This window comes from Cupriavidus phytohabitans (assembly GCF_000426345.1).
Classification (GTDB): domain Bacteria; phylum Pseudomonadota; class Gammaproteobacteria; order Burkholderiales; family Burkholderiaceae; genus Cupriavidus.
In genome coordinates this window covers 1-26,300 of record NZ_AUFE01000041.1, presented here as the reverse complement: position 1 = coordinate 26,300, position 26,300 = coordinate 1, and the positions used below count along the sequence as shown (strand labels likewise).

The window sequence follows — 26,300 nt, the reverse complement described above, 5'->3', positions numbered from 1 at the left end:
TTGACGCACTACGCCCACGCCTCCCCCAATGCCTCCGCTTGCCGCAGCACCAGTTCCACAGCCCCATCCTGCTGGTCAGGCGGGTACCTGTATTTCCGCAGGATGCGCTTCACCAGCAGCCGCAACTTCGCCCGAACGCTTTCCCTCGCCGACCAGTCAACAGTGATGTTCTGGCGTAGGTTTTCAGTCAGCTCATGCGCAATCTTTTTTAGCGTCTCATCGGTAAGCTCTCGAACGGCGGACTCATTGTTAGCCAAAGCATCGTAGAAACGCACCTCGTCCTCGGACAGACCGAGTTCGTCGCCCCGGCTCGCAGCTGCTCGGAACTTCTTGGCCATGTCGATGAGTTCTTCGATGACCTGGGCAGTTTCAATGGCCCGGTTCTGGTACCGCTTCACCACATTGGCGAGCATCTCGGAGAATTTCTTCTCTTGAACTACGTTGCCCGCAAAGCGACTCTTGACCTCTCCTTCCAGCAATCGCTCCAGCAGTTCCACCGCCAAGTTGCGTTCCGGCAGATTGCGAACTTCAGCGAGGAATGCATCGTCGAGAATGCCGATGTTCGGCTTGTCGAGGCCGACCGCCTCAAAAACGTCCACCACTTCTTCCGATACCACAGCCGACCCGATGATTTGCCGGATAGCCAGCTCCCGCTCCTCGTCGGTTCGCTTCTTCTCGCTGAGCTCTCGCTTTGTCAGGATGACTTTAACGGCCTGCATAAACGCCACTTCCTCTCGGATGGCCTTAGCCTCGTCCAGGGTACAGCAGAGGGTGAACGCCTTACTCATTGCAAGCGCCGTGTCGGCAAAGCGTTTTTTGCCGTCTTCCAGGCCCAGCACATGGTTGGCAGCGCCCGCCAGGCGCTTGTGGCCGCTGGTCAGGAAATCGCCGTAATCGTAGCCATGGAGCATGCCGCGCAGGATGTCTAGCTTCTCTTCCAAGATTGCATAGGCCTCGGCGGAATCGACGGTGGGCCGGCCTCGTCCGTGGCTGGCCGTGTATTCCTTGAGCGCGCTCTTCAGCTCATTGGCGATGCCGATGTAATCCACTACCAAGCCACCTTGCTTATCCTTGAAAACCCGGTTCACGCGGGCAATGGCTTGCATCAAATTGTGGCCCTTCATGGGCTTGTCCACATACAGGGTATGGACGCACGGCGCGTCGAAGCCTGTCAGCCACATATCCCGCACGATGACCATACGCAGCGGGTCGACAGGGTCCTTGAAGCGCTTTTCCAGGCGTTTCTTGACCTGGCCGCTGTAGATGTGTGGCCTCAGCAGCTCCTTATCGCTGGCCGAGCCCGTCATCACGATTTTGATAGCACCCTTCTCCGGGTCGGAGTCGTGCCAGTCGGGGCGTAGCTTGATGATTTCGTTGTAGAGGTGAACGCAAATTTCGCGGCTCATGGCGACCACCATGGCTTTGCCGCTCTGTGCCTTATTGCGCTCCTCGAAATGAGCTACAAGGTCAGCTGCGACAGCCGCGACGCGAGGCTCCGCCCCGACGACTTTTTCCAAGGCGGCCCAGCGGGTCTTCAGCTTCGCCTGCTGGCTTTCTTCCTCGTCCTCGGCGAGTTCGTCCACTTCCGCGTCTATCTGAGGTAGCTCCTCAGCTTTAAGCGACAGCTTGGCCAAGCGGGACTCGAAGTAGATGGCAACCGTGGCGCCATCCTCCTTGGCCTGCTGCATGTCGTAAACATGGATGTAGTCGCCGAAAACGGCGCGCGTGTCGCGGTCCTCGCTTGAGACTGGGGTGCCGGTGAAGGCGACGAATGTGGCATTGGGCAGCGCATCACGCAGGTGCTGCGCATAGCCGACCTGGTACTTCTCCTGCCCAGGCTTCCCTTTGAGCTGGGCTTCGAAGCCGTACTGGGTTCGGTGGGCTTCGTCGGCAATGACCACGATGTTGTGCCGGTCCGAGAGCATGGGGAAGGTATCTTCATCTTCCCCTGGCATGAACTTCTGGATGGTGGCGAAGACGATGCCACCTGAGGGCCGGTTGGCCAGCTTGTCGCGCAAGTCTTGCCTCGTGACCGCTTGCACGGGCTGCTCGCGTAACAATTCCTGCGCCAGCGAAAACACGCCGAACAGCTGGCCGTCGAGGTCGTTGCGGTCAGTGATGACAACGATGGTTGGGTTCTCCATCGCCGCTTCCTGCAGCACGCGGGCGGCAAAGCACGTCATGGTGATGCTCTTCCCGCTGCCCTGCGTGTGCCAGACTACGCCGCCTTTGTGGCTGCCGCCGGGCAGGGAAGCCGACACTACTTGCCGTATGGCGGCGCGAACTGCGTGGAACTGGTGATAGCCGGCGATTTTTTTTACCAGGGTGCCGTCGTCCTCAAACAGCACGAAGAAGCGCAGGTAGTCCAGCAGGTAAGCTGGCGCCAGCACTCCACGGACGAGCGTTTCCAACTCATTGAACTGGCCGAGCGGGTCGAGGGTGACGCCATCGATAGTGCGCCACTGCATGTAGCGCTCGGCATTAGCCGAGTGCGAGCCCATGCGCGCTTGCGAGCCGTCGCTAATGACCACGATTTCGTTGTATTGAAAGACGTCGGGAATCTGGTCCTTGTAAGTCTGAATCTGGTTGTAGGCCTTCCAGATATCGGCGACCTCGTCGGCGGGGTTCTTAAGCTCGAGCAGCACCAGGGGCAGGCCATTGACGAACAGAATAATGTCTGGTCGCCTTGGGTGATGCGGGCCCTTGATGGACAACTGGTTTACAGCCAGCCATTCGTTGGCCGCTGGGTTGCTCCAGTCGATAAGGCGGACGAAATCGCCGCGGGTTTCGCCGTCCTTTTGGTATTCGACCGGCACACCACCGACAAGCATTTGGTGGAAACGCCTGTTTGCGGAGAGTTGAACGGGGACACCCAGGTCCTGAACTTGACGCACGGCATCCTCGCGGGCAGCCAGTGGGATGCTTGGGTTCAAGCGCGCAATGGCACAGCGTAGACGTTCAACCAACAGGATTTGGCGGTAGTCGGCGCGCTCGGCGTTCGCTCCATCGGGAGCGAGGTCCGGGCCGAAAATCGTGTCATAGCCGACTTCGGAGAGCCAGCCGAGCGCTTCCTTTTCCAGTTGGTCTTCTGTCATGGTGGCTTCAGGCTGCGAGGGCTTCTGCTTCTGCCTCAGGGAGGCGGAGTTGACCGGATATTAGTCGGGGAAGAAGGGTATTTCGAATAGCTACCAAGGATGAGACTTGCGTCTGGTTTTCAAAGGCCTTCTCATAAATTGGGCCGGCAATCTCACTGAAAAGACTAATGACAGTCTCATCGGGTCGAACAACACGCAGTCGCTTCATATCAGCAACAGTTACATGCCCCAATCCTGTAGTCTGTTTGTTGCGAGCCAGCTCAGCAAACTTCGGCCGTAAGTACCTGAGCGTTTGGAGGACAAATGACCGCTCTATTGCGCGATGCGGGACCACGCGGAAGATATGCTGATTCAACCATGCTTCGCTGTGATGCCAAACGAACGTGTCAATGGACGTATCGGGATTACCAGACCACGAAAATAGAATATCTCCTAGTCGAATGCGATATTTTTCCGACATCTCCACATCAGAGTACGCCGTCTGGGATGTAACGCCGGCTTTCAATTCGGCAATCTTAATTATTGGTAATCCACGACGTTCAGCGTTGGGGTCAAAAGCCTTGTATGCAGCACCATTGATATAACTCGCCAATTCATACACCGGGCATGGCCTCCACCCCTTCGGCACCAGCCCCAACTCCGATTCCTCAAACGCATCTGGAAACAGCGCAGCGATGGCTTCGTCCATGCCCTCCGGGACCCGACCACTCTGTTTGGCGCGGACGGGGTCGAAGTCGATGAACCAGGATTTGAACAGCGCTTGGGCGATGGCTTCCAGCGTGGTGCTGTTTTCACGCAGAAGGGAGATTCGCTCGTCGAGAGCGTCAAGAATCCCCGCCATCCGCTCTTGCTCGGCAAGGGGGGGAAGGGGAACGACGAACGACTCTATATGGCCTTTAGTGATAGCCCTTCGCGACCCTCCGGCATTAAATCCCTCAATATAAGCCTTGATTAAAGGATGAGTGAGGTAGCTTAGCACGTAGCCTGGATTTGCCTGCGTTTTGTCCAGACGAATTATAGATACATGTTGGTTTACACATGCAGGCAAGACAGACTCGGGAACCAGACATGCGCGCCCAAAGGTAGCCCCGTCACCGGTAATGTTCAGCAACAAGTCATCCTTTTTTAGCATCGCATTTCGCAACCCAGCAGCCTGTTCGTCGGATATGAAAGCCAAACCGTCGTTAGAGAACGCCCGGTCGAACACGTTCTGGCTACGGACCAATGCATAATTGGTGCGCTTCTCTTGATACGCGGCCTGGCCCCCGGTCGGTGTTGCGCCCGAGCCAATCTTTGTCGATATGTCTTTCAAGCGAACGAGCCGCCATGAGCTCGGACAGTCGATTGGGGAAACCAAAAACTCAGAACTCATATCCTAGCGCCCCAATTTTCTGCCGAATCAACTGGTCCAGCTCTGCACCCTTCGCCATCTGCTCGCCCAATTTCTCTGTAAGCTTCTGCATTTTGTCGGCGAAGGCTTCATCGTCATCCTCGACCTCCTCAGCGCCGACATAGCGCCCCGGGGTCAGCACATGACCGTGCTCGGCAATCTCTGCCAGCTTCACACTTCGGCAGTAGCCTGGAACGTCCTCGTACTTGCCGCCCCCTTCGCCAGCCTCATCCCGCCAAGCGGCGACGGTATTGGCAATCCTTTCAATGGTTTCATCGGTCAGCTCGGCCTGAACTCGGCTAATCATGGTGCCCAGCTTGCGCGCATCGATAAACAGCACTTCACCCTTTCGGGCGACTTTCTGCTTGGCGAGGAACCACAGGCAAGCTGGAATCTGGGTGTTGAAAAAGAGCTGCCCCGGAAGGGCAACCATGACTTCAACCACATCGGCATCCACCATCGCTCGGCGGATGTCGCCTTCACTATTCTGACTTGAGCTCATCGAGCCGTTGGCGAGCACGATGCCGGCCCGGCCATTGGGCTTTAGGTGATACAGCATGTGTTGCAGCCAGGCGTAGTTGGCATTGCCTTGCGGCGGCGTGCCATAGACCCACCGAGGGTCGCCCTCCAGGCTGCCGTGCCACCAGTCGCTGACGTTGAACGGCGGGTTGGCCAGGACGAAGTCAGCGCGGAGGTCAGTGTGTTGATTGCGGACGAAAGTGTCCGCCGGTTCCCGGCCCAGGTTGTAATCAATGCCCCGGATAGCCAAATTCATGGCTGCCAGGCGCCAGGTGGTGGGGTTGGATTCCTGTCCATAAATGGACACATCCCCCAGCTTGCCGCCATGGGCCTCGATGAACTTCTCCGACTGGACGAACATGCCACCGGAGCCACAACACGGGTCATAGACTTTCCCATGGTGGGGTGCGAGCACGGCCACCAAGGTATTGACGATAGATGCCGGCGTATAGAACTGGCCGCCCTTCTTGCCCTCCGCGCTGGCGAACTGACCGAGGAAGTATTCGTAAACCTGGCCCAGCACGTCACGCGCCTGGCTGGCATCCGCGCCAAAGCCAATGGTGGAAACCAGGTCGACCAGTTCCCCCAGCTTGCCATCGGGCAACTGCGCGCGGGCGTAGCGCTTGTCCAGGATGCCCTTGAGCTTGGGGTTCTCACCCTCGATTTCAGCCAGCGCCTCGTCGATGCGCTTGCCAATGTCCGTCTGCTTCGCCGCGCTGCGCAGGTTCTCCCAGCGGGCAGACTCGGGGACCCAGAAAACGTTGACTTCCTTGTAGTAGTCGCGGTCTTCCAGCTCATCCGCGAGCACCTCATCGTCACAGTCGTGGAGGAAATACTCGTCGTTTTCGTCAGCGAAGCGGCGCGTCAGCTCGGCACGCCGGGCGGCGAAGGTGTCGGAAATATACTTGAGGAAGATGAGGCCGAGGACGAGATGCTTATATTCGGCGGCGTCCATGTTGGCTCGCAGCTTGTCAGCGGCGGCCCAGAGGGTTTTCCTGATGTCGTCGAGCATTGAGGCGCTTCGGGGGGGTGTTTTGAGCGAAGGCACCATTATGAGGCCAGACCCTCATCGGCAGTACCATACTCCCGTCTGGCGACCCAAAATATTGACGTCCAGTCCGACGTCGACAACAGTTGGTGCGCGAACTTACTCATCAGTCAGTCATGTCTGCCACCTCGCCAGGCGTTGGACGCGCGACGACAAATTTGCAGCCAGCACTGAGGCGGTGTACCTAGCTGTAACGCCCCTCAATGCCGCCCCTCGAAACTGTGGACCACTCACTTAAAATGCCTCACTCTGCACTCATTACTTGCCGAAACGCTCCATCTTGACGTTTAGCAGGTCATTTGCAAAGCTGCGAACTAATAGCGCTTCCAGTTCGTTGATTAACGGATTGTCCACTTCGTAAGCAGAAAAGTACGCCGCGAGATGACTGAGGTGCCGCGTCGTTAGCCGAACTTGCCGCGCATACTCATCCGACGTCTTGAATTCACCTCGCCTGGGATGCTGGACACGATATACGCGTTGCGTCGTGTCTCGGTCGCGATTGAAGGCGAGATTCATTTCTTTCCAAAGGCTTTGTCGCTGCGCCTTACCCACGTATAACCCGCGTCCTCGCGAGTCGTAGAACACATATATGCCGTGGCTATCCTCCAGGGCACTCTTCAATCCTTGTAGTACTTTTGTCGCCGCCGCGCCACGGGTAGGGAATAGCTCAGCAGCGCCATTGGATGATTTTCGGGTTGGAGTAACGGGAAAAAACTCTACCACTGGTGCAATAACACAAGCATGAGCCGTCTCTACCGCACTCTTTTTTGCCTTCACTAAAGCGTCCGAAAGTTTCCTGCCTGTGAGACCGTATCGAAGCCAATTGTTTATAGTTCCGACAGAAATACCCAGCTCACTGCTAAATTCCCCATTGGTTCCTACCTCAAATTTTCCACGGAGACTACCAATAGTATCCTTTGCTATCTTCACGCGTTCATTTTGCTCACTCGAGCGCATAGCTCTCACTATAGCGCGCGCCAATTTTTCCTCCGTCAGGCCGTTAGACTCCCAGTCCCTGAAGTTGGCTTGACTTGCACCCAGCAACGTCGCGAGTTCCTGCGTTGTACGAACATTGAGTTTGCGCATGAGCGCACTGAGAAGTCGCCGGGTGTCCATAATTTGATTATTCTTCTATTGCTCGATATCACTTGCGAATGTCATTCCCTGCCTACCGGCGCTACAGCGCGCCTCTGGAAGCATGATTTCTCCTAAATTGCCCGAAGTAGCCTTTCGCTATCGTGAACACCTACGAAAAGCCCTTCAGGAAATGCAGCGGTCCCCACGATTGCGAACAGAATCCCCGTAATATGGCCACGCGCCGCGCGAGCATGGTCTGCTGCGAGCTGCAGGTCAAGACCCGAAGGTGTTGGATACCTCTGGGGATGAGAATGCCAGAGGCCTATGCAATGGAGGCCGCGCTCAAATAACACCTCCCGCTCCCGCCGTGCCGCTTCGGGGCTAAACGCCACGCTATGAATTGAAGCGGTCATAGGCTCCAGCACTGTTGCTAGTTGCACCACTACATCACACTGGGTGAGGTCAGCAGTGTATATCTGCCCGACCGACTCCCTGCTATTCGTACGTCGCTGCCGATGCGTGTCCAGAACACCCAAGGCCTCGTCCGAGAACACAATTTGCCAGCTTGCCCCCGGAATCCGAAAAGTCATAGGTGCTGTCATCCAAGCCCTAGCAATTCTCTGTAGGGCCGGGAAACCATCTGGGAGTCAAAACACGATGCGCCCTGCTGCACGATTGCTCTTGGTTCGACATCTCCGTCTATGCTGTCGAAAAAGGCCTGCGAGCGTACCCAACTCCAAATAGTCGAAACCTCCAGGTGCCCATCCAAGATGGCAAGTACTCGCTCGCCAGCAAATCCCGCAGCCTGCCAGACATCCGCGACCCCATAGGGATGGAAGCCAGAACTGCACGCTGGAAGGTTCACCCTAGTTTCGTCCGGCCAGTCAGCAGCATTCACATGAACGTCAGCCGGGTCTTCCTTTGGCCAGTTGTCTTCTGGCCGGATGCCCACAACATGTGCCGCAGCACAGTACGGTTCCAGCCAGCATAAGGCTAGAGGCACACCAGCGGTCGCGCTGCCTCGATACATACTAAGAAGTGTCCGGACGGAGCTTTCGCCAGTGCATTCGACTATCAGGTCATGCTCTCCTGGTCGACAGCAATCGGCAATAAAGGAGCTAGCGAATGCGTGATATGCCCTGACCTTGAGCCCAGGAATCTCCCTCAGAAGCTTGCGAGCAAGGTTTGCCGCCTTGCCTGTGCCTACAGAGGGGAGACCGAGAACGTGTCGCGAACAGTTCTCAGCCTCAAACGGCTGCACGTCAACAATGTCGAGACTTCCGATGCCTGCGCGTGCAAGAGATTCAATCAAAGGACTGCCCAGCGAGCCGCAGCCAAGCACAAGGATTCGTGCGTTCTGCCTAGCACTGAATCGCACGGTTTCATGGTCGCGTGTAAGACTCCATGCGGCATCCAGCCGGTCTATCTTAAGTGGTTCAATTGACGGTTGGGCAAGTCGCGCAACAACCGAGCCAAATACCTGGTAGCCGTAGAGTACCGTCCCTTGAACGAACACGACGAGGAAGGGGCCGTCACTCTTAGGTGTCTTATCAATTAGCCAGTCGACAACGGACGTCTCACCAAATGTCAGTCGCTGAACTAGTTGTTCCAGGGCACCAAACGTCCTAGGCCATGCCGCCGGGGTCCACGGCTCGTTGGACGGCATTGGGACGTAGAGGGCGTGCCCCCTTGTCATCGTGCCTCGGCCAATATCATGGCGGCGCGCCAGGGCATTTGCGTCCCGCGAGCCGATGCATGCAACCGCAGTTTTGCCCTTATTGAAAGCGGCAACAGTTCCTTCTACTGGCCCTTTCATGGCCTCGAGGACAACAAAAGTCTTCTGCAACGCGGGCCTTGCGTCGCGACTTCGATGCTGCCTAAGGCTAAACCGCGCCCAGTAAGCAAGGCGCTCGTCCTGGAACTCCTTCAAGACCCAGCTTGCGTCCTCGCACTTCGTCAAGAAGTCTTCGAAAGCCGTGACCACGCGATTGACTGCACCGCACGGGTCGTCATAATCTGACGGCGCAGGCGCTACGCCAAGGCATACGCGGCCGTCTTCCTCGACATGAGGCAGGACCAAACACAGGCTCTTGTCTACCTCGATTTGCGCGGGCGTAGATGGAAAGTCTCTAGGCAGCCGGATTCTTATGGGCTTGCCACCGAGGGCAGAATGCTCCAACGCTACCTGCCATGCCCGAGCCTTTCGGGACGAACCCGGTGTTACCACACGCTTAGCGAAAGATGAGCCCGCCCCATCGAGCCAGGCTTCTACTGCGCCTGCTGCAACATCGAGTGGGGAAATTTTATCCACGGCGTGCTTTATGCGAGGGTGTTTTTCGAGCCCACCGGCATGGGAGAGCTCGGATTTGAACGGGGCTGAGCTGGTGCAGTGGCGCGCAGCCCGGCAAGCACTCCTGCAGCTGGCGTCGCTCGACTTGCCTTCCACGAGTCCACACCGTGCTGCCCGAACACACTGCGGATTCGCTGCTCCGACTTGCTGTCGTAGTCTTCATTAAAGAGCAGTTCCAAGTCACCAGTGAGTTGGGTATGCCAACTCTGGAACTCTTTGGCGCGAAGACCGCCGTCCTCATTCCAACGTTCGGCGAAATTCTCCCTTGTAAGTGCGGGATTCGCTACCCTGAACTTCCCATTGGCTCGCTCAATTCGATGGGGAAGCTGGTCGACAATCTCGAGTACAAGTTCGATAGGGGATGCGAATGCGCTCTTGTCCTTCATCCAAAGGTCTTGGTATGCGTGCGTTGCCAAAGTGACCAGAATGACGGAAATCGGCTTTGCTTCCTTGCGCTCCCGGGAAATCGACGCGCCATAGTAATAGTTGTCGCGATGCAACTTGATAAGTTGAACTGTCCGCCTCAAGACATCGTCGATTTCTACCGGCGCCGACGGAATAGGGTCAATCTGGGCATGGTCGAGCGCGAATCCCTTCATGACCCGACGCTCAAAACCGAACCTAAGGTCAGCGATATGACAAAACCAATCGGCGAATTCTTCGGGATTCGACGGGCTCCACTTCGTCTTTGGGTCCCGTACGCGCAGGTCTGTTCCGGTAATCAACTGACTACCCGGAAGGGCGGGCGTCACGTCAAAATAGAACGGCTCACCTGTGTACTCGAGTCGCCAGCACCGAGGCTTGGGCTTCGGTTCGCCGGCGGAGTCGTTCAACCCTGTCAACGCCTCCCCGAATCGAGCAAAAAAAGTCTCCGAATCTGTCCCGTCAAACAATCCGCCAGTTAGCTTAACAACAATATCCAGGTCAAACTTTGCGTTGCCGCGAGGTGAAATCGTCGTTTGGGTCCGCATGGAACCCTGCACAACTATATGCACGTCGGTGTCAGCAATATCAAGCTTCCGTGCAAGCTGTTGCGCCAAGATGTCGTAATGCGCCTTGGCTCTCGCCAACTCACTAGCATCCAGTTCCAAGCGCTTCAGCATCGAGACCACGAAACTTTCCCATTGCTGTGTTTGTTGCCTCACCACGAGCGACGCAATGACGGACTTCGACAAAGAGAGCTTCTGGTTCACTGGTCTTTCTCCTGGGAGTTAGTCGCCGTTGCGCAGGCATCAAGCAACCATTGTTGCGCGGTTGGTTTCTACGATTTCGGCACGTGTTACACCATGGGTCCGCAATCGAACTCCCCACGGATATTTGTTCTGCTGAGTACGTTCGTATTGATAGGCAATCGCTGCGGGAAAGTTCCGAACGTCATAGGAACTGCCCAGCCGTATCGCAAGGCTGGCCGGTGCAGCGAGAATCAAGTGGACCATTTCGGTGCCACCGCTCGCAACAATCCCGAGCGTTTGCAAAAATTGATTTGCCAGAGCTTGCTGTTTGGCCTCAGACCATAAGGCGTTCGGCATCGGTGACGGCACACGAAGATGCACAACCGCGAACCCAGCGAATGTCTCTGCTATGCCTTGCTCGTCGACCGAGTAGCTCGCTGAAACCGCCACAACAACTTCTTTGTGGACCCCATGTTGCAGCTGCTCCAGCCCACAAATCTCGAAGCGCCTTCCATCGTCTGGCTCAGCAAGGTCGCGCCATTCCCCCTCCGTACGCTCCCAATCCATCAGCGTGACGTGGCTCTCATCGTCCAACAACACCCCGACGTGAAACAAGAATGGGACCGGGAGAATGCCTCCCACGACTGTTGAAATGTCCGAGCGAGCGAAGTCTTTACGCCGGCTACCGAGGTCCCTGGGGATACCGCTGAGCTCGTCAAGGACAACCCCTAGCGAAGAGGTGGAATTTGATTGCATGTGCTGCCTGACGTCGACCAACACACTCTCCGGGATTCCTGTCAGTCGTTTCGGTATGGCGTCTTTCAGTGGCGCGTCTGAGGTATCGGCTAGACCCCGCATTTCCAGCACAAGGACGCGCTGTCGAGTTTGCAGACGATTAATGCGGACCTGATTGATTACGGCAAACACTGCTCCGCCGACAATCATCAACAAAGCCAGAAGCGCCGCCGCCGAGGTCAGGAAATCTGACGTGCTGCCGGGGTTCGAAAGCTGGAACGAAAACTTTCCCCACGGAGTGTCCGCGTTGACGTTGAAAAGCCAGTTCCCAGCAGAGGCAATACCAAACAACCCCATCCCACCTTGCACGAGCCGAAGGCCAACGTTGGTAGGCCGGAGGAACCAATCTATCAGCCTGTCGGCAACCCCTCTACACCACCTCAGAAGCTCGACCATTCCTGAGCACCCTTCTTATTGTCGGTATGCGTCACATCATACTATATGCTGTGTTATAAATCACACTTTTTACTACATATAGTAGTGCAACACGGAAGGCATGCGTCGAGGAAAGAATTGCACAACCCTGCGGTAGCATGAACCGTCAAATGTACCCCTTAAATCACATTGACGTCCCAGTATAATCTCTCTGGCGGAAAACTCTGGTCTGTGGATTTGTGAATTTCTCCTTCGCTTCGCTACGGAGACCGGCTGCTTCCTATGGACGAACCTGATGGACAACCTCGAACTCGTTCAGTTGGGTTACCGCATCGAGACTCGTTGGCAGACAGTGTGGATGGCCAGCGGCGAAGACCATCGCGGCGTCGGCGTCTAATCCCCAAAAAAACTAACCGCATGCCTTGCACTACTACAACGGGATGCGAAATGCCTCTGGACTCTGGATGCCCTGGGCAGGCATCGAGCCCGCGTGCTTTATCGCCCCTGTTCCACTAGCCAAGAGGCGACGTCCCTCTGACGCCAGCGAAGCGGAAAGTTGGGGCCATGATGCACTGTTGGGGGCAAGGTTTGCGGCTTGGTTCGTGCGCGACGGAGGATGGTTGAAGGGGAAACCTTCAGGATGGTGGCGAGGTCGTTGGCGTCGAGGGACTCGGTTGGTGTCAGGTGCATGCCCTGTATAGCACCCCTTTTTCCTAAACTAACCAGTTTAGGCGCGCACCAAATACTAAATTTAAAACCGCCCGGCTTTACTATTTAGTTGATATCGTTTTCGCAGACCGGCACCGACGAAGTAAGCAACCACTAACCATCATCTTCGGCCAAAGAATCGGGGTGTAGCGCTTAGGTGCGTGGCGGAGGCGTCTGGCAAAAATATAGCTGCAAGCCTTATGGGACAAGGAATGCAGCCGGATTGGTGGGTACTTTGTTGGTATTTGTTTGTGGCTTTTGCAGGTATGTATTTATCAATGCCACTTGGGTGGATTGCTGGCGACCTCCCCCCATCACAAATACTTGAACAAATTCATCCCCTGTATCTGCATAAACGATTGCTGCGCACCCTGCAGCGCAGTCTGCCGCTGGTAATACTCGGTAATCGCTGCCGCATAATCCAGGTCCTGCAGCCCTGACAGCGTCTGCGAATACGTCAGGTCGCGGTTGGTGCCGACGTCGTTCAGCGCATCCAGTTCCTGCATTCGCGAGCCTACCGAGGCGCGCACCGTCAGCACATTGTCCAGCGAGTTGGAGAACTGCCGCGTCGCGGTGGCCAGGACGTTGCTCAGGTGGGCCGTGTCGCTGGGGGTGGTGGCGGGCTGGCGCAGCGTGTCGATCACCGTCTGCAGGTTGCCGAACATGTCGGTGCCGGCTTCCCTGGCCGGCTCCATGGTGAGGGTATCGCCGCTCTTGGGCTCGCCGGTGACATTGAAGGTGACGCCACCGAGTTCGATGCGCGTCGGCGAGTTGTAGGCGGTCGGGCCGGACAGCACCGGTGCGGGCGCCGGGGCGTCCATGTCGGTAATGCTGTATTCCATCTGGCCGCTGGCGTTGGCCTGGAACGTGACCTGCAGCGATTTTCCGTGCAGCGGGTCGCCGGGATCGGTGATCGAGACCGCGCCGAAGGTGGCGCTGCCGGTGTTGGCGCTGTTGCCCTTGATCACATAGCCGGCGCCGCCGGTGACGTTCATGAACACGTCGCGGCCGTTGTCGCCCGCGGGCATCTGGCGCGCGACGTCGACCTGCAGCAGTTGCTGGCCGGTGTCGCCGACGTAGACGCCGGCGCCACTGGCTTGCGTGAACGGCGCCGTGCCGGAGCGGGTGCCCCCGAACAGGTACTGGCCGTTGCCGTCATCGGAGTTGGCCAGGCCGACCAGCTGGTTGTACAGCCCTTCCAGCGCGGTGGCGAGCGAGCCGCGGTCGGCGTCGCTCATGGTGCCGTTGCCGGCCTGCACCAGCAGCGTCTGGATGTTCTGCGTGACGGTAGTCACCGACTGCAGCGCGTTTTCTTCCGCCGCCAGCGCGATATTGGCCTGGCTGCGCGACGTTGCATACTGGCCGTTGACCGCCTGCGCCTGGCTGACGCCGAGGGCGCGGGTGGCGGCGACGGGGTCGTCGGACGGCGTGAGGACGCGGCGGCCGGTGCCCAGCTGTTGCTGGATATGCAGCAGCGAGCCCTGCTGCAGGTTCATCGACGCCAGGCCTTGCTGGTACAGGGTGGAGCTTGCAACGCGCATGATGGATTGCCTTATCGAATACGTTGACGTGCGGGCAGGGCTTACCGGATGCCGATGAGGGTGTCGAACAGCGAACCGGCCGTCTGGATCACGCGGGCATTTGCCTGGTATAGCTGCTGGAAGCGCAGCATCGACACGGTTTCCTCGTCCATGTTGACGCCCGACACCGACTGCTGCGCCGCCTTGATCTGCGTGGTGACGCTGTCCTGCGATGTCGACGCGATCTTGATCGACCTGGCGCGCGTGCCGACGTCGTTGACCAGCTGCGCATACGCATCGCTGAAGCTGGACACACCGCCGATGGTCTTGGCGTTCTGCAGCTTGGCCAGGTTCAGCATGTTGCCGTTGTCCTTGACGCCGCCGGCGTTGCCGCCGAGCGTGAAGGAGTCGTCCACCGAAGGCGTGCCGCCGAAGCTGAAGGTCAGGCCGCCGATGTTGTAGTCGGTCTTGTCGCCGTTGGCTACGCCAACAGGCTGCGGCGACAGGTCCGTGCCGGCGGCGTTCTTGAAGACGTATTTGCTGCCGTCGTAGATGGCGGTGATCTTGCCGGCAAGCGGCGTGAAGCCCGGCGCAACGTTGCTCAGGCTGGCGGTGGCGCTGCCCTTGTTGCCGGCTGCCGCATCGGCGCGTGCCGGCGAGGCCGCGGCGATCCTGGCGGGATCGCTGATCGCCATGTCGAAGCCGGCTGCGGCATTGCGCGTCGGCTGGATCACGAACGAATCATGGGTGCCCATTGCCGCGTTGATCGTGACGCTGAAGCCGTCGGCACTGAAGGTCAGCGGATAGGTGGGCGCCGGCGTGCCGGGCACTGGCGTGGCCACCTGCGCGTTGTCCGACAGGCGCGTCAGCGTGTAGTTGGTGCCGTCGAACTGCAGCTTGTAGTCGCTGGTGGTCAGTGCCGAGGCGTCGTCGATGGTGGCCGAGGCCACGGTGCTGATGGCAGTGTTGCGGTCGTTGGGCAGCACCGTGGCATTGCCCAGCTTGAACATGTCGGTGCCGATCGCGCCAGTCAGGTCCATGCCCAGCCTGTGCTGCGCATTGAAGCTCTGGCCGATCGCCAGCGACAGCCGGCCGATCGCGCTTTGCGCGGAATCGAGCGTTTCGGTGCGGAACTGCAGCAGGCCGCCCAGCGAGCCGCCGGTGATCGCGCCGGGCTGGCTTTCATATACGCTGCCGTTCGGCAGCGAGTAGGCGACCACGGTACGGTCGGGGTCGGCAGCGGAGGTCACGGCCTTCAGGTCGTACGATTCATTGCCCATCACCAGCGGCTGGCCGTTGCCCACGAAGACGTTGTAGGTGCCGCCGTCCTGCACCACCACCTTGGCGCCGACCAGCTTGTTCAACTCGGCCACCGCCTGGTCGCGCTGGTCGAGCAGGTCGTTGGGCGGCTGGCCGCCTGAGGCGGCTTTCAAGCGCGTGATTTCCTTGTTGAGGTTGGCGATCTGCGTGGTGTAGGCATTGACCTGCGACACCGCGGTGCTGACCTGTTCGTTGACCCCTTTCTGCAACTGTTTGAAGTAGTTGCTGGCGGAGCGGACCTGGCCCACCAGGGCCTGGCCGGCGGAGAGCATGCCCTGGCGCGAGGCCGGATCGGCGGGCGTGTCGGCCACTGCCTGCACCGCGGCGAAGAACTTCTGCATCAGCGGCGCCAGGCCGCCCTTCTGGTCGGCAAGCAGGTTGTCGATCTGGGCAATCTGGTCGGAGTACGCCGCCAGCGAGGCGCTTGCCGAGGTGGCGCCGCGCAGCTGCCCGGTCAGGAACTCGTCATAGACGCGGATCACGGTGGTGGTGGTGGAACCGTAGCCGTAGAAGCCCTGGCTGGTGTACTGGCCGCCGGCCGATGCCACGATGGTGTTCTGGCGCGAATAGCCTTCGGTCGCGGAGTTGGCGAAGTTATGGCTGGTCGTCGTCAGCGCATTCTGCGCGGTGTTCAGGCCGGAAAGACCAATACTGAAGAGAGACATCGTGCTCTGATCCCGGATTCGTTGGACTGCCCGCGGCTTGGGGCGGCGGCGGTGGATGTGGGAGTTATCGGTTGGTTGGGGGCGGGACTTTAGGTTGGCGTGCGGTCCATTGCGCACGAGCGCACGGTGCGCTCCGTGCGCAATAGCCAATTGCCAATACCCAATAGCCAATAGCCAATAGCCAATAGGCGGCCACATGCGGTTCCACTTGCGGCGGTTTGCTCCCCTCTCCCGCCTTGCGGGGGAGGGGAGCCTCGTTCATACGGTGTCGGCTACGACTGGCGACGTTACACCGCCACCTTCTTCATGATCTTCACCAGCTTGTGCCCGTACGAGGGATCGGTCGCGTACCCCGCCCGCTGCAGCCCATGCGCTGCTTCCTCCGCCGAGCCCGCGCTCACCACGCCCGCATAGCGCGGGTTGCTGGTCAGCAGCCGCGCGTAGTCCGCGCAGGCCTCGTCATACGATCCATAGGCACGGAACTTCGCCTTCACCTTCTGCGGCTGGCCGTCGACGTACTCGGTTGTGGTGATCTCGGCCACGCGGCCCTTCCAGCCCGATCCGGCCTTGATGCCGAACACGTTGAACGTGGTCGAGCCATCGCCATGCAGGATCTCGCGCTGGCCCCAGCCGGATTCAAGCGCCGCCTGGCCGACGATCAGCCGTGCCGGCACGCCCGAGGCACGGGAAGCGGCTTCGGCCGCGGCCGCCATGCGCGCGACGAAGGCGCTGACATGGGCAGGCGCATCGGCGGGCAGCGGGCCGAGCGCCTCGCCGCCCCGGCCTTGCTCACCGTGGAACCGCGCTTGGTATTCGCGCAAGCCTGCGGTGGGGTTCCAGTTCTGCCCCGGCACAACCGTGCCGAGAGCAGGCAGTTCTGCGGATTCATTGCCGTCGGTAGAAGCGGCGCCGCGGCTGTCGAGCAAACGTGCCATCTCGGCATCGGCGGCACGGCCGGATTCGGCCGGCGTCATCGCATTCATGCCCGTCGGCATCGGCGTGCCCGCGGCACGCGCCAGTTGGCGCACCATCACTTCGGCCAGCCCGATGCCGCGCGACGACATCTGCTGCGCGAGCTGCTGGTCCATCATCGACATGTAGAGCTTGCTCTGCTCGTTGTCGAAGAGGCCGTCCTGCGGCGTGGCATTGCGCATGCTCTTGAGCACCATCTGCGTAAACACCGCCTCGAACTGCCTGGCGGCCGCCTGCAGGGTCGCCGCGTCGGCACCGTTGCGCGCGCTGTGCTTGAGTGCTTCGAAGCCCTGCGTGTCGAGCGCGAAGCGCTGTGTCAGGTCCGCGGCCTGCGGTGGCATGGACGCGCTCATGATCAGATCACTTCCAGTTCCGCACGCAGCGCCCCGGCGGCGCGCATGGCTTCCAGGATGGTCTGCAGGTCGGCCGGGGTCGCGCCCAGCGCGTTCAGCCCCTTGACCACGGCGGCCAGCGAAGCGCCCGCCTTGACCACCTGCAGCGAGCCGCCCTGCTGCCTCATGTCGATCTGCGATACCGGCGCGACCACGGTCCGCCCCTCGCTGAACGGCGCGGGCTGGCTGATTACCGGCTGCGTATTGATCACCACCGACAGGTTACCGTGCGCGACCGCGCAGTCTTCCACCGTCACCGCCTGGTTCATCACGATCGAACCGGTGCGGGCGTTCAGGATCACCTTGGCCGCGGCCTTGGCCGGGATCACGTCGATGCTTTCGATGCGGGCCAGGAACCCCACGCGCGCGCTCGGCGCGGAGGGGGCGCGCACCTGCACCGTGCGGCCGTCCAGCGCCGCGGCGACGCCCCCGCCCATCGAGCGGTTGATGGCTTCCACCACGCGCTCGGCGGTGCCGAAATCGGTTTCCTTCAGCTCCAGGTTGAGCACACCGCCGTCCGGCTGGAACGGCGCGACCGCGCGCTCGACGATGGCGCCGTTGGCGATACGGCCTACCGCGAGCTGGTTGATCTGCACCTTGCTGCCGTTGGCCGACGCGCCCGCGCCGCCCACCAGCATGTTGCCCTGCGCGATGGCGTAGACCTGCCCGTCGGCGCCCTTGAGCGGCGTCATCAGCAGCGTGCCGCCGCGCAGGCTCTTGGCATTGCCCATCGACGACACCACCACGTCAAGCTGGCTGCCGGGCTGCGCGAACGCGGGCAGCGTGGCAGTGACCATCACCGCCGCCACGTTCTTGAGCTGCATGTTCTTGCCGGCCGGCAGCGTGATCCCCAGCTGCGAGAGCATGTTGGTCAGGCTCTGCGTGGTGAACGGCGTCTGCATGGTCTGGTCGCCGGTGTTGTCCAGCCCGACCACCAGGCCGTAGCCGACCAGCGGGTTGTCGCGCACGCCCTGGAATGTGGCCAGGTTCTTCAGGCGCTCGGCCTTGGCGACAGTGGCGAAGGCGCCGAAGGCCACGCCGAGCGCCAGGCTGATCACGCTCACGCGCAGCAGGCGTGACAGGAAACGGGCGAGCATGGAAGCGGACATGGCGCGCTCAGAACGGTGAGACATTGAGGAAGAAGCGCTGCAGCCAGCCCATGTTCTGCGCTTCGTCGATCACGCCCTTGGCGGTGTATTCGATGCGCGCGTCGGCCACCTGCGTGGATAGCACTGCGTTGTCGCCGGTGACGGTGCGCGGATTGACCACGCCCGAGAAGCGGATGAACTCGGCGCCCTGGTTGATGGCCATCTGCTTTTCGCCGGAAACCACCAGGTTGCCGTTCTGCAAGACTTCCAGCACGGTCACGGTGATGGTGCCGTTGAAGGTGTTGGCCGCGCTGGCGCCGCCGCTGGCCTTCATGGTGTTGGCGCCATTGATGTCGGCGTTCTGGCTGGTGCCGAACAGCCCGCCCAGCGCGCGCGGCACGGCGTCGAATGCCAGCGTGGTGTTGCCGGTACGGCTGGTATTGGTGCCGGAGTTCTTGCTGGCGTTGACGTTCTCGGTGATGACAATGGTCAGGATATCGCCCACGTTGCGCGGGCGGCGGTCCTCGAACAGCGGATTGCCGGCATAAGACGACTGGTAGATCGATCCGGAAGCCGGGCCGACCGGGCGCGGCTCGGCGCGCGCGGTGGTGGGCAGTTGCACCAGGGGCTCGCGCGGTACCAGCGCGCAGCCGCTCGTGGCCAGCATTGCCACGCCGGCCAGGCAGTAAAGCGCAAGCGCGCCCAGGCGGGAAAGCAAGATGGCCATGTCCACAACCCTCAACCCATCTGCGCCAGGCGCTGCAGCATCTGGTCGGACGTCTGCACGGCCTTGCTGTTGATCTCGTACGCACGCTGGGTCTGGATCATGCTGACCAGCTCTTCCACCACGTTGACGTTGGACGCTTCCACGTAGTTCTGCTGCAGCACGCCGGCGCCGTTCAGGCCTGGCACGGTGGTGTTGGGCGCGCCCGACGCATCGGTCTGCACGTACAGGTTCTCGCCCATGCTCTCCAGGCCGGCAGGGTTCATGAAGGTGGCAAGCTGCAGCTGGCCGACCTGCACGTTGGCGCTCGACCCCGGCTGCGTCACCGACACCGTGCCGTCGCGCGCGACCGTCAGCGACAGCGTGTTGGCCGGGATGGTGACGGCGGGCTGGATCACAAAGCCGCTGGAGGTAACCAGCTGGCCGTTCTGGTCCACCTGGAACGAGCCGTCGCGGGTATAGGCGGTGGTGCCGTCCGGCAGCGCCACCTGGAAGAAGCCCTGGCCGATGATGGCCACGTCCTTGTTGTTGCCGGTCTGCTGCGGATTGCCCTGGGTGTGGATGCGCTCGGTCGCAACCGGACGCACGCCGGTGCCCAGCTGCATGCCCGAGGGCAGCGTGGTCTGGTCCGACGACAGCGCGCCGGGCTGGCGGATGGTCTGGTACATCAGTTCCTCGAACACCGCGCGGCCGCGCTTGAAGCCGTTGGTCGACACATTGGCCAGGTTGTTCGAGATCACGTCCATCTGCGTCTGCTGCGCATCGAGGCCGGTCTTGGCAATCCAGAGAGAGCGGATCATGGTGGTCCTTGCTGGGAATCTTGTAGCGGTAGCGCTGGCGCTCCGCGCTTGGGTTCAGTGTTGTCGCCGCGTCAGTCGGGTCAATTGGTCGACAGCAGCTGGTTGGCGCGCTGCTCGTTGCCGTCCACGCCCTGGATCATCTTCATCTGCATCTCGAAGCGGCGCGCGTTGGCGATCATCTCGACCATGGCTTCGGTCGGGTTGACGTTGCTGCCTTCCAGCGCGCCCGAGATCACGCGCACGGTGGGATCGGCCTCCAGCGGCTGCGCACCGGGGCGCAGCCGGAACAGGCCGTCGTCGCCGCGCGCGATGGCGTCGTTGGGCGGGTTGACCACACGCAGCTTGCCGACCTGGGCCAGGCCGGCCGAGGCCTCGCCCGGGCCGCGCGCGGTGATGGTGCCGTCCGTGCCGATGGTGACCTGCGAGCCCGGCGGCACCGCCAGCGGGCCGCCGTCGCCCATCACCGGCAGGCCGGACAGGGTCTGCACCTGGCCGTCCTGCGCCACCTGCAGCGCGCCGGCGCGGGTATAGGCCTCGGTGCCGTCAGGCGCCTGCACCACCAGCCAGCCGTTGCCCTGCAGCGCCACGTCGAGCGCGCGGCCGGTGTAGGTCAGCGGGCCGGCGCGCATGTCGGCGCCCGGCGTGGACGCCAGCGTGAAGGCACGCGTGCCGGCCTCGGCGCCGACCACCGGCACCGCGCGATACAGGTTGACCTGCGCGCGGAAACCCGGCGTCGACACGTTGGCCAGGTTGTTCGATACCGCCGCTTGCTGGTCGAGTATCTGCTTGGCGCCCGACAGGGCGGTGTAGATCATGCGGTCCATCGACTTGCCTCAGCTGGTTTTGCTTTTCACGCGGCGCGCCACGGCTTACATGTTCACCAGCGACTGCATGACCTGGTTCTGGGTCTCGATGGTCTTGGCGTTGGCCTGGTAGTTGCGCTGCGCGATGATCAGGTTGACCAGCTCGGCGGAGAGGTCGACGTTGGACGCTTCATTGGCATTCGACATCAGCTGGCCGCGCGAGCCGCCCGGCGTGCCGATGACCGGCTGGCCGGAAGCGCCAGTGGCTGCCCAGGTGTTGCCGCCCTCGGCGCGCAGGCCTTCGACATTGCCGAAGCTCGCCAGCACCACGGTACCCAGCTGCTGCGTCTGCTCGTTCGAATAGCTGCCGCGAATGGTGCCGTCGGCTTCGATTGCAAAACCCAGCAGGCTGCCCGAAGCGTAGCCGTTCTGCGTGGGCGGCGCGGCGTCGTTGTCGGAGCCGAACTGCGTGGTGCCGGCCAGGTTGACATTCATCGACATGGCGGCGGCGCCGTTGGCCGCCGGCGAAGTCAGCGAGAAGTTGGCGGGGCTGGTAGACACCAGCTTGCCGGCGCTGTCGAACGACAGCGTGACCGTATTGCCCGCGGCCGTGGGCGGCGTGGTCGTGGTGTTGTCGACGCCGAGCCGGTTGCCGGCAGCGTCGGTCACGTTCAGCACCCAGTCGGTGCCGCCGGCGACGGCCGGCCGCGGCGGCGTCGCCGTCGCGTCGTTACTGGTCTTGCTGAAATACGCCACCACTTGCCGGGCATTGCCCAGCGAGTCATACACCGTCATGCTGGTGCTGTAGTTGTACATCGACGTGGTCGGCAGGCTCCCCGGCGCGCTGGCGAACGCATCGGCAGGCACGGTACTACGCGAATCCAGGTTGTACTGCGCGGTGATGTCGGTGGTGACCTTGGGCGGCATCGTCGCGGAAGACACCACCAGCGGCTGCGGCGTGGCGCCGCCGCCTGCCGCAGCCGACGGATAGCCGGTCAGCTGCAGGCCCTGCGCGTTGACGATGCGGCCGTCATCGGTGCGCAGGAACTGGCCGTTGCGCGAAAAATGCACCGAGCCATCGGTGCCGACCAGCCGGAAGAAGCCGCTGCCATTGGTGATGGCCACATCGAGCGATCGGCCGCTGGCTTCGATATTGCCCTGCTTGAACGACTGCACCACCGCATTGACCGTGGTACCCAGGCCGATCTTGCTGCCGGCATACACGTCGGCGAACTGCGTGGTCGACTGCTTGTAGCCGACCGTGTTGGCATTGGCGATGTTGTTGCCGATCACATCCAGATTGGCTGCCGCGGCGTTGATGCCGCTTACCCCTTGACCGAAACCCATGGCTATCTTCCTTTGAATGAGCTGTCATTGATGCCCGCCGCTGCGCGCGGACGGCGCATGCAGTTAGAGAATGCGGCGGACGTCGTCCACATTTGCCGTCTGGCCGTTGCCCAGGTCGACCAGGACGCCGGAGGCATCGCCACTGATGCTCTGCACCTTGCCGTAGACCAGCGCAATCGGTTCCACCGAAGTACCGTTCGCCGTGGCGGTGACGCGGAAGCTGTATTCGCCGTCGGCGACCGGCACGCCGGCATCGTTCTTGCCATCCCACGCAACGTCGTGCACGCCGCTGGTCTGGCCCTTCATGTCGATGGTGCGCACCACATTGCCCTTGCTGTCGAGCACGTCGACGGTGACCGCATCAGCCGTGGAGGGCAGGTCGATGCCGAACTTGCCCGGCACGCCGCCTTCCACCGTCACCAGCTTGCCCGGTACCATCACCGTGCGGCCGATCAGCGCGGCGGAATCCATCGCGCGGCTGGCGCTGACCTGGTTCAGCAACTGCGACAGCGTCGCGTTCATGGTCTGCATGCCGCTGACCGTGGAAATCTGCGCCAGCTGGGAGGTCAGCTGCGAGTTGTCCAGCGGCTTGAGCGGGTCCTGGTTGTTGAGCTGGGTCACCAGCATCTTCAGGAAGTTGTTCTGCAGGTCGGCGGCGCTGGCGCTGCTGCTCTTCAGAGCGTCGTTGATGTTCGTGGCACTGCTGTTGTTGTTGACCGAAGACGTGGTTGTCATGGCGGCGCGGTTCCTGTTCCTGAGATCGACGAAAGCCATTACTGGCCGATCGTCAGCGTCTTGAGCATCATGTTCTTGGCGGAGTTGAGCACCTCGACGTTGGCCTGGTACGAGCGCGAGGCCGAGATCATGTTGACCATCTCTTCCACCGGGTTGACGTTGGGCATGACCACGTAGCCCTGCGCGTTCGCCATCGGATGCGTGGGGTTGTGGACCATGCGCGGCGGCGACGGGTCTTCGCTGATGCCCGCCACCTGCACGCCGCCGACGTCGCTCTGGCCGGGCGTGGGCGCCATGCCGAACACAACTTGCTTGGCACGGTAGGCCTGCCCGTCGGGGCTGACCACGCTGTCGGCGTTGGCCAGGTTGGACGCGGTCACGTTCATGCGCTGCGACTGCGCCGCCATGGCCGAGCCCGCGACGTCGAAGATGTTCATTGCCGGCATGCGCTCTCTCCTGCTGCTGGATCTGTTGCTCGCTTACTGCTGGATCGCCGCCAGCATGGTCTTGATCTTCGAGTTCATCACCGTCAGGCCCGACTCGAAATGCACCGCGTTGTCGGCGAAGGCCACGCGCTCGGCATCCATTTCGACGGTGTTGCCGTCGACGCTGGACTGCAGCGGGACGCGGTAGGCCAGGTCGAACGCCTCGCGGGTCGGTGCCTGCGCGGGCAGGTGGCGCACCTGGGTGGTCGACAGCGACATGCCTTCGTTGCGATGGCCGCGTTCCACGGACTGCGCCAGCGTGCTGGCGAAATCGAAGTCGCGGGCCTTGTAGCCCGGCGTGTCGGCGTGCGCGATGTTGGAGGCAATCACCGATTGCCGCTGGTTGCGCAGGCTCAGCGCTTCCTGCTGGAAGCGTAGCGACGCGTCGAGTCTGTCGATCATGCTGGCATCTCCCTGGACGACCTTCTTCAGGGTTGCCATCTTAGGCGGGGGCCGGTCACGCCAATCGGATGAATAAGGACGGGAAATCCTTGCATTTCGGCACGCCCTCGCGCGAGGCGCTGCCTACAATCGGAACCCGATGACTGATGTAGACGGGGCGCGCCGCCAGTCACGGGGCAGCGCGCCGGGCATGCCGTCAGCGCAGGCCCCGCCGTCCTTGCCGGGAAGTACACATGAACCCAAATCGCCGCACCCTCCGCCGCTATTCGCGCCGCAACGGCCCGCGCAAGGCGCAGGCCCTGCTGGCGGCGTGCCTGCTGTGCCTTGCCGGCGCCACCGGCGCCGCGCCGGCACAGGTCACGCCGGTCGCCATGCAGGCACCGGCCGGCCAGCACGCCGCCGCTGCGAGCCCTTTCACCGAGGATCCCGCGCGCGTTGCCGTGGAGCGCTTCCTGCTGCAGCAGACCGCCGGCTTGCCGGGCAAGGTCAGCGTGCAGGTGGCGCCGCCGTCGGGCGGCCGCGCGCCGGAATGCGTGTTGCCCGATCCGTTCCTGCCCGCCGGCGCTTCGCCGTGGGGCCGGGTCTCGGTCGGCGTGCGCTGCGGCGGCGAGCGGCCGTGGGTGCGCTATATGCAGGCGCGCGTGTCGGTGCTGACCGATTACTACGTCGCCGCGCGCGCGCTGGGCCCCGGCGAACCGGTCAGCCAGGGCGATATCGAAGTGCGCCAGGGCGACCTTGCCACCCTGCCACGCGCGGTCATCACCGACCCGGCACAGCTCGCCGGCGCCGTCGCCGCCAACCGCATCGCCGCCGGCTCGCCCATGCGAAGCGACCTGCTGCGCAAGGCCATCGCGGTGCGCCAGGGACAGACCGTCACGGTGTCGGTCGAGGGTGAAGCGTTCCAGATCACCAGCGAGGGCAAGGTGCTGGCCGACGCCGCCACCGGCAACACCGTGCAGGTACGCCTGCGCAATGGCCAGGTGGTCAACGGCCTGGTGCGCAGCAGCGACACGGTCGTGCTGCAATAGGCACTTCTAGTCTGCTGATCGTGGCTGGCAGCCGGATTCAGATGGCGCCGCGGCATGCGAAAATGCCGCCGGTCCTGCCGTGTGGGCGATATGGTGGTGCACACCCCGGGGGCACACTCCGGGGACACACCCCTGGGGCACGTTCCCTAAAGATTTCCCCGCCACGGCCGTAATGCCATAGGAAACCAGCAAGGAACGCCCGTGAAGATCAACCATTCCACCTCGTCCCGGCCCGCCGACGCGCCCGCAGGCGACGCCGCCGCCCGGCCCCAGGCCGCACCGGCCAGCGCCGCCACGCCGTCCTCCGGGCTGAGCGTCAGCCCGCTGGCCGCGCAGGTGCGCGAGATCAGCAGCCGCCTGGCGCAGGAAACCGACGACGATATCGATACCGCCAAGGTCGAAGAAATCCGCCAGGCCATTGCCGAAGGCCGGATCAAGATCGACCCGGGCAAGATTGCCGATGGCCTGCTCGCCAGCTTGCGCGAGCTAGGCCAGGCCGACCCTCAATAGCCAAATCATGAGCCAAAGCCTGATCCAGTCCTTGCAGCGTGAAACCGAAGGCGTTGAAGCTTTCGGGCAACTTCTCGCGGAAGAGCGCGATGCCATCAAGCGCGGGGATTTCACCGCGCTCAGCGCGTTGCTGACGCGCAAGGTGGAAGTGGGTCAGGGGCTGTCGCGGCAGGTTCGGGCGCGTGAAGCGCAGATGCAGGCGCTTGGCCTGCGTGCTGGTGCGGATGGGCACTTGCTTGGCCGGCAGATTGATGCCGATGTCGCGGAGGCCTGGCGCAAGCTGATCTTTGCTGCGCGGGTGACGCGGGACGGCAATGCGCTGAATGGGGCGGTTATCAAGGCGCATCTCGATTTCACGCAAGAGGCCATTCAGGCGCTGCGGCAGCATAATGGGGGGGATGCCGGGTTGTATGGGAAGGATGGGAAGGCGGCGGCTGGGGTGGGGGGTGTCAGCCTGGCTGCTGGCTGATTGGGCTTGGATTTGCGGCTGGGCATCTGGTAGCTACTTGATGCGCCCGGTTCCGCCCTAAAGGGCGGAAGGACCTATCCGGAATTTTGTGTACGAGGCATATCATGGAGGTAATGACCATGGATATGCCAATGAAGAAGAAACGTACGGTAGCGTCTCAGGCAGCGGCCCGCGGGCCGCTGCCGGCTTTGCCTGAGGGCTGGATGAGCTGGTCAAAGGGCCGATGACCCCCAGCGAGGTCCAGGACCTGATGCTAGCGTTCAACAAGGCCATCATCGAACGGGCGATGGGCGCCGAGATGAGCATGCATTTGGGCTATAAGCCAGGCGAGCCCAAGCCGGCCGAGCAGTCCAATGCCCGTAACGGCCTCAGCGGCAAGACCGTGATCACCGAGCGCGGCCCGGTGCGGGTCGAGTTGCCACGCGACCGCGATGGCAGCTTCGAGCCAGTTCTGATCCCGAAGCATGAGCGGCGCTTTACCGGCTTCGATGAGCGCATTATTGCCATGTAC

Annotated in this window: 22 protein-coding genes and 1 pseudogene; 4 read left to right on the top strand and 19 right to left on the bottom strand. The window is 61.7% G+C overall.

The window, feature by feature from the left end; genetic code table 11:
* Nucleotides 1-8: 8 nt before the first annotated feature.
* The 19 genes from K309_RS0123940 to flgB form a co-directional block, all read right to left on the bottom strand.
* The gene (locus K309_RS0123940) at nt 9-3,095 is read right to left on the bottom strand and encodes a type I restriction endonuclease subunit R (RefSeq protein ID WP_029048765.1); all 3,087 of its coding nucleotides are present in this window, start codon (nt 3,093-3,095) and stop codon (nt 9-11) included.
* 7 nt (nt 3,096-3,102) lie between these two features.
* Nucleotides 3,103-4,467: a restriction endonuclease subunit S gene (locus tag K309_RS40250; protein ID WP_084402517.1), complete on the bottom strand. Its 1,365-nt coding sequence runs from the start codon at nt 4,465-4,467 to the stop codon at nt 3,103-3,105.
* Nucleotides 4,457-6,016, bottom strand: coding sequence for a class I SAM-dependent DNA methyltransferase (locus K309_RS0123930; RefSeq protein ID WP_029048764.1), 1,560 nt, complete (start codon nt 6,014-6,016; stop codon nt 4,457-4,459). Before K309_RS0123930 ends, K309_RS40250 begins: the two co-directional genes overlap by 11 nt.
* A 294-nt stretch (nt 6,017-6,310) precedes the next feature.
* On the bottom strand, nt 6,311-7,138 hold the full coding sequence (locus tag K309_RS41875) for a GIY-YIG nuclease family protein (RefSeq protein ID WP_156914438.1): 828 nt from the start codon (nt 7,136-7,138) through the stop codon (nt 6,311-6,313).
* Between the two features lie 122 nt (nt 7,139-7,260).
* Nucleotides 7,261-7,719: a Mov34/MPN/PAD-1 family protein gene (locus K309_RS40240; protein WP_084402515.1), complete on the bottom strand. Its 459-nt coding sequence runs from the start codon at nt 7,717-7,719 to the stop codon at nt 7,261-7,263.
* An 8-nt stretch (nt 7,720-7,727) separates the two neighbouring features.
* A complete protein-coding gene (locus tag K309_RS40235) occupies nt 7,728-9,356 on the bottom strand; it encodes a ThiF family adenylyltransferase (protein ID WP_232232470.1) in 1,629 nt (542 codons plus the stop codon).
* Between the two features lie 92 nt (nt 9,357-9,448).
* On the bottom strand, nt 9,449-10,672 hold the full coding sequence (locus K309_RS0123920) for a nucleotidyltransferase domain-containing protein (protein WP_029048762.1): 1,224 nt from the start codon (nt 10,670-10,672) through the stop codon (nt 9,449-9,451).
* A gap of 39 nt (nt 10,673-10,711) precedes the next feature.
* The gene (locus tag K309_RS0123915; RefSeq protein WP_029048761.1) at nt 10,712-11,842 is read right to left on the bottom strand and encodes an SAVED domain-containing protein; all 1,131 of its coding nucleotides are present in this window, start codon (nt 11,840-11,842) and stop codon (nt 10,712-10,714) included.
* Nucleotides 11,843-12,843: 1,001 nt separating this feature from the next.
* Nucleotides 12,844-14,070, bottom strand: a complete 1,227-nt coding sequence (flgL, locus tag K309_RS0123905; protein ID WP_029048760.1) for a flagellar hook-associated protein FlgL — start codon at nt 14,068-14,070, stop codon at nt 12,844-12,846.
* 41 nt (nt 14,071-14,111) lie between these two features.
* Nucleotides 14,112-16,034 carry a flagellar hook-associated protein FlgK gene (flgK, locus tag K309_RS0123900; RefSeq protein WP_029048759.1) on the bottom strand — a complete coding sequence of 641 codons (1,923 nt, stop codon included), beginning with the start codon at nt 16,032-16,034 and terminating at the stop codon, nt 14,112-14,114.
* Nucleotides 16,035-16,321: 287 nt separating this feature from the next.
* A complete protein-coding gene (flgJ, locus tag K309_RS0123895; RefSeq protein ID WP_029048758.1) occupies nt 16,322-17,359 on the bottom strand; it encodes a flagellar assembly peptidoglycan hydrolase FlgJ in 1,038 nt (345 codons plus the stop codon).
* A 2-nt stretch (nt 17,360-17,361) separates the two neighbouring features.
* Nucleotides 17,362-18,507, bottom strand: coding sequence for a flagellar basal body P-ring protein FlgI (locus K309_RS0123890; RefSeq protein ID WP_369796494.1), 1,146 nt, complete (start codon nt 18,505-18,507; stop codon nt 17,362-17,364).
* Between the two features lie 7 nt (nt 18,508-18,514).
* On the bottom strand, nt 18,515-19,213 hold the full coding sequence (flgH, locus tag K309_RS0123885) for a flagellar basal body L-ring protein FlgH (RefSeq protein WP_035878273.1): 699 nt from the start codon (nt 19,211-19,213) through the stop codon (nt 18,515-18,517).
* 11 nt (nt 19,214-19,224) lie between these two features.
* Nucleotides 19,225-20,010, bottom strand: a complete 786-nt coding sequence (gene flgG / locus K309_RS0123880; protein ID WP_029048755.1) for a flagellar basal-body rod protein FlgG — start codon at nt 20,008-20,010, stop codon at nt 19,225-19,227.
* Nucleotides 20,011-20,090: 80 nt separating this feature from the next.
* Complete coding sequence (flgF, locus tag K309_RS0123875; protein ID WP_029048754.1) at nt 20,091-20,834, bottom strand: flagellar basal-body rod protein FlgF; 744 nt, start codon at nt 20,832-20,834, stop codon at nt 20,091-20,093.
* Between the two features lie 45 nt (nt 20,835-20,879).
* Nucleotides 20,880-22,160, bottom strand: a complete 1,281-nt coding sequence (flgE, locus tag K309_RS0123870; RefSeq protein WP_029048753.1) for a flagellar hook protein FlgE — start codon at nt 22,158-22,160, stop codon at nt 20,880-20,882.
* Nucleotides 22,161-22,223: 63 nt separating this feature from the next.
* Nucleotides 22,224-22,895 carry a flagellar hook assembly protein FlgD gene (gene flgD / locus K309_RS0123865; protein ID WP_029048752.1) on the bottom strand — a complete coding sequence of 224 codons (672 nt, stop codon included), beginning with the start codon at nt 22,893-22,895 and terminating at the stop codon, nt 22,224-22,226.
* Nucleotides 22,896-22,933: 38 nt separating this feature from the next.
* Nucleotides 22,934-23,341 carry a flagellar basal body rod protein FlgC gene (gene flgC / locus K309_RS0123860; protein WP_029048751.1) on the bottom strand — a complete coding sequence of 136 codons (408 nt, stop codon included), beginning with the start codon at nt 23,339-23,341 and terminating at the stop codon, nt 22,934-22,936.
* Between the two features lie 33 nt (nt 23,342-23,374).
* Nucleotides 23,375-23,782, bottom strand: coding sequence for a flagellar basal body rod protein FlgB (gene flgB / locus K309_RS0123855; RefSeq protein ID WP_029048750.1), 408 nt, complete (start codon nt 23,780-23,782; stop codon nt 23,375-23,377).
* 233 nt (nt 23,783-24,015) lie between these two features.
* Here flgB and flgA point away from each other — a divergent pair, with 233 nt between their 5' ends.
* From flgA to K309_RS37225, 4 genes and pseudogenes are all read left to right on the top strand, one after another.
* Nucleotides 24,016-24,810: a flagellar basal body P-ring formation chaperone FlgA gene (flgA, locus tag K309_RS0123850; RefSeq protein WP_029048749.1), complete on the top strand. Its 795-nt coding sequence runs from the start codon at nt 24,016-24,018 to the stop codon at nt 24,808-24,810.
* Between the two features lie 201 nt (nt 24,811-25,011).
* Nucleotides 25,012-25,320, top strand: a complete 309-nt coding sequence (gene flgM, locus K309_RS0123845; protein WP_029048748.1) for a flagellar biosynthesis anti-sigma factor FlgM — start codon at nt 25,012-25,014, stop codon at nt 25,318-25,320.
* 7 nt (nt 25,321-25,327) lie between these two features.
* A complete protein-coding gene (locus K309_RS0123840; protein WP_029048747.1) occupies nt 25,328-25,789 on the top strand; it encodes a flagella synthesis protein FlgN in 462 nt (153 codons plus the stop codon).
* Between the two features lie 125 nt (nt 25,790-25,914).
* Nucleotides 25,915-26,300 (top strand): annotated as a pseudogene (locus K309_RS37225) (transposase); the annotation flags it as partial.

Excerpts from the sequence above, each read along its gene's own strand:
- K309_RS0123940 (WP_029048765.1), bottom strand. The coding sequence starts at position 3,095 with ATGACAGAAGACCAACTGGAAAAGGAAGCGCTCGGCTGGCTCTCCGAA.
- K309_RS40250 (WP_084402517.1), bottom strand. The coding sequence starts at position 4,467 with ATGAGTTCTGAGTTTTTGGTTTCCCCAATCGACTGTCCGAGCTCATGG.
- K309_RS0123930 (WP_029048764.1), bottom strand. The coding sequence starts at position 6,016 with ATGCTCGACGACATCAGGAAAACCCTCTGGGCCGCCGCTGACAAGCTG.
- K309_RS41875 (WP_156914438.1), bottom strand. The coding sequence starts at position 7,138 with ATGCGCAAACTCAATGTTCGTACAACGCAGGAACTCGCGACGTTGCTG.
- K309_RS40240 (WP_084402515.1), bottom strand. The coding sequence starts at position 7,719 with ATGACTTTTCGGATTCCGGGGGCAAGCTGGCAAATTGTGTTCTCGGAC.
- K309_RS0123915 (WP_029048761.1), bottom strand. The coding sequence starts at position 11,842 with ATGGTCGAGCTTCTGAGGTGGTGTAGAGGGGTTGCCGACAGGCTGATA.
- flgL (WP_029048760.1), bottom strand. The coding sequence starts at position 14,070 with ATGCGCGTTGCAAGCTCCACCCTGTACCAGCAAGGCCTGGCGTCGATG.
- flgK (WP_029048759.1), bottom strand. The coding sequence starts at position 16,034 with ATGTCTCTCTTCAGTATTGGTCTTTCCGGCCTGAACACCGCGCAGAAT.
- flgJ (WP_029048758.1), bottom strand. The coding sequence starts at position 17,359 with ATGAGCGCGTCCATGCCACCGCAGGCCGCGGACCTGACACAGCGCTTC.
- K309_RS0123890 (WP_369796494.1), bottom strand. The coding sequence starts at position 18,507 with ATGTCCGCTTCCATGCTCGCCCGTTTCCTGTCACGCCTGCTGCGCGTG.
- flgH (WP_035878273.1), bottom strand. The coding sequence starts at position 19,213 with ATGGCCATCTTGCTTTCCCGCCTGGGCGCGCTTGCGCTTTACTGCCTG.
- flgG (WP_029048755.1), bottom strand. The coding sequence starts at position 20,010 with ATGATCCGCTCTCTCTGGATTGCCAAGACCGGCCTCGATGCGCAGCAG.
- flgF (WP_029048754.1), bottom strand. The coding sequence starts at position 20,834 with ATGGACCGCATGATCTACACCGCCCTGTCGGGCGCCAAGCAGATACTC.
- flgE (WP_029048753.1), bottom strand. The coding sequence starts at position 22,160 with ATGGGTTTCGGTCAAGGGGTAAGCGGCATCAACGCCGCGGCAGCCAAT.
- flgD (WP_029048752.1), bottom strand. The coding sequence starts at position 22,895 with ATGACAACCACGTCTTCGGTCAACAACAACAGCAGTGCCACGAACATC.
- flgC (WP_029048751.1), bottom strand. The coding sequence starts at position 23,341 with ATGCCGGCAATGAACATCTTCGACGTCGCGGGCTCGGCCATGGCGGCG.
- flgB (WP_029048750.1), bottom strand. The coding sequence starts at position 23,782 with ATGATCGACAGACTCGACGCGTCGCTACGCTTCCAGCAGGAAGCGCTG.
- flgA (WP_029048749.1), top strand. The coding sequence starts at position 24,016 with ATGAACCCAAATCGCCGCACCCTCCGCCGCTATTCGCGCCGCAACGGC.
- K309_RS0123840 (WP_029048747.1), top strand. The coding sequence starts at position 25,328 with ATGAGCCAAAGCCTGATCCAGTCCTTGCAGCGTGAAACCGAAGGCGTT.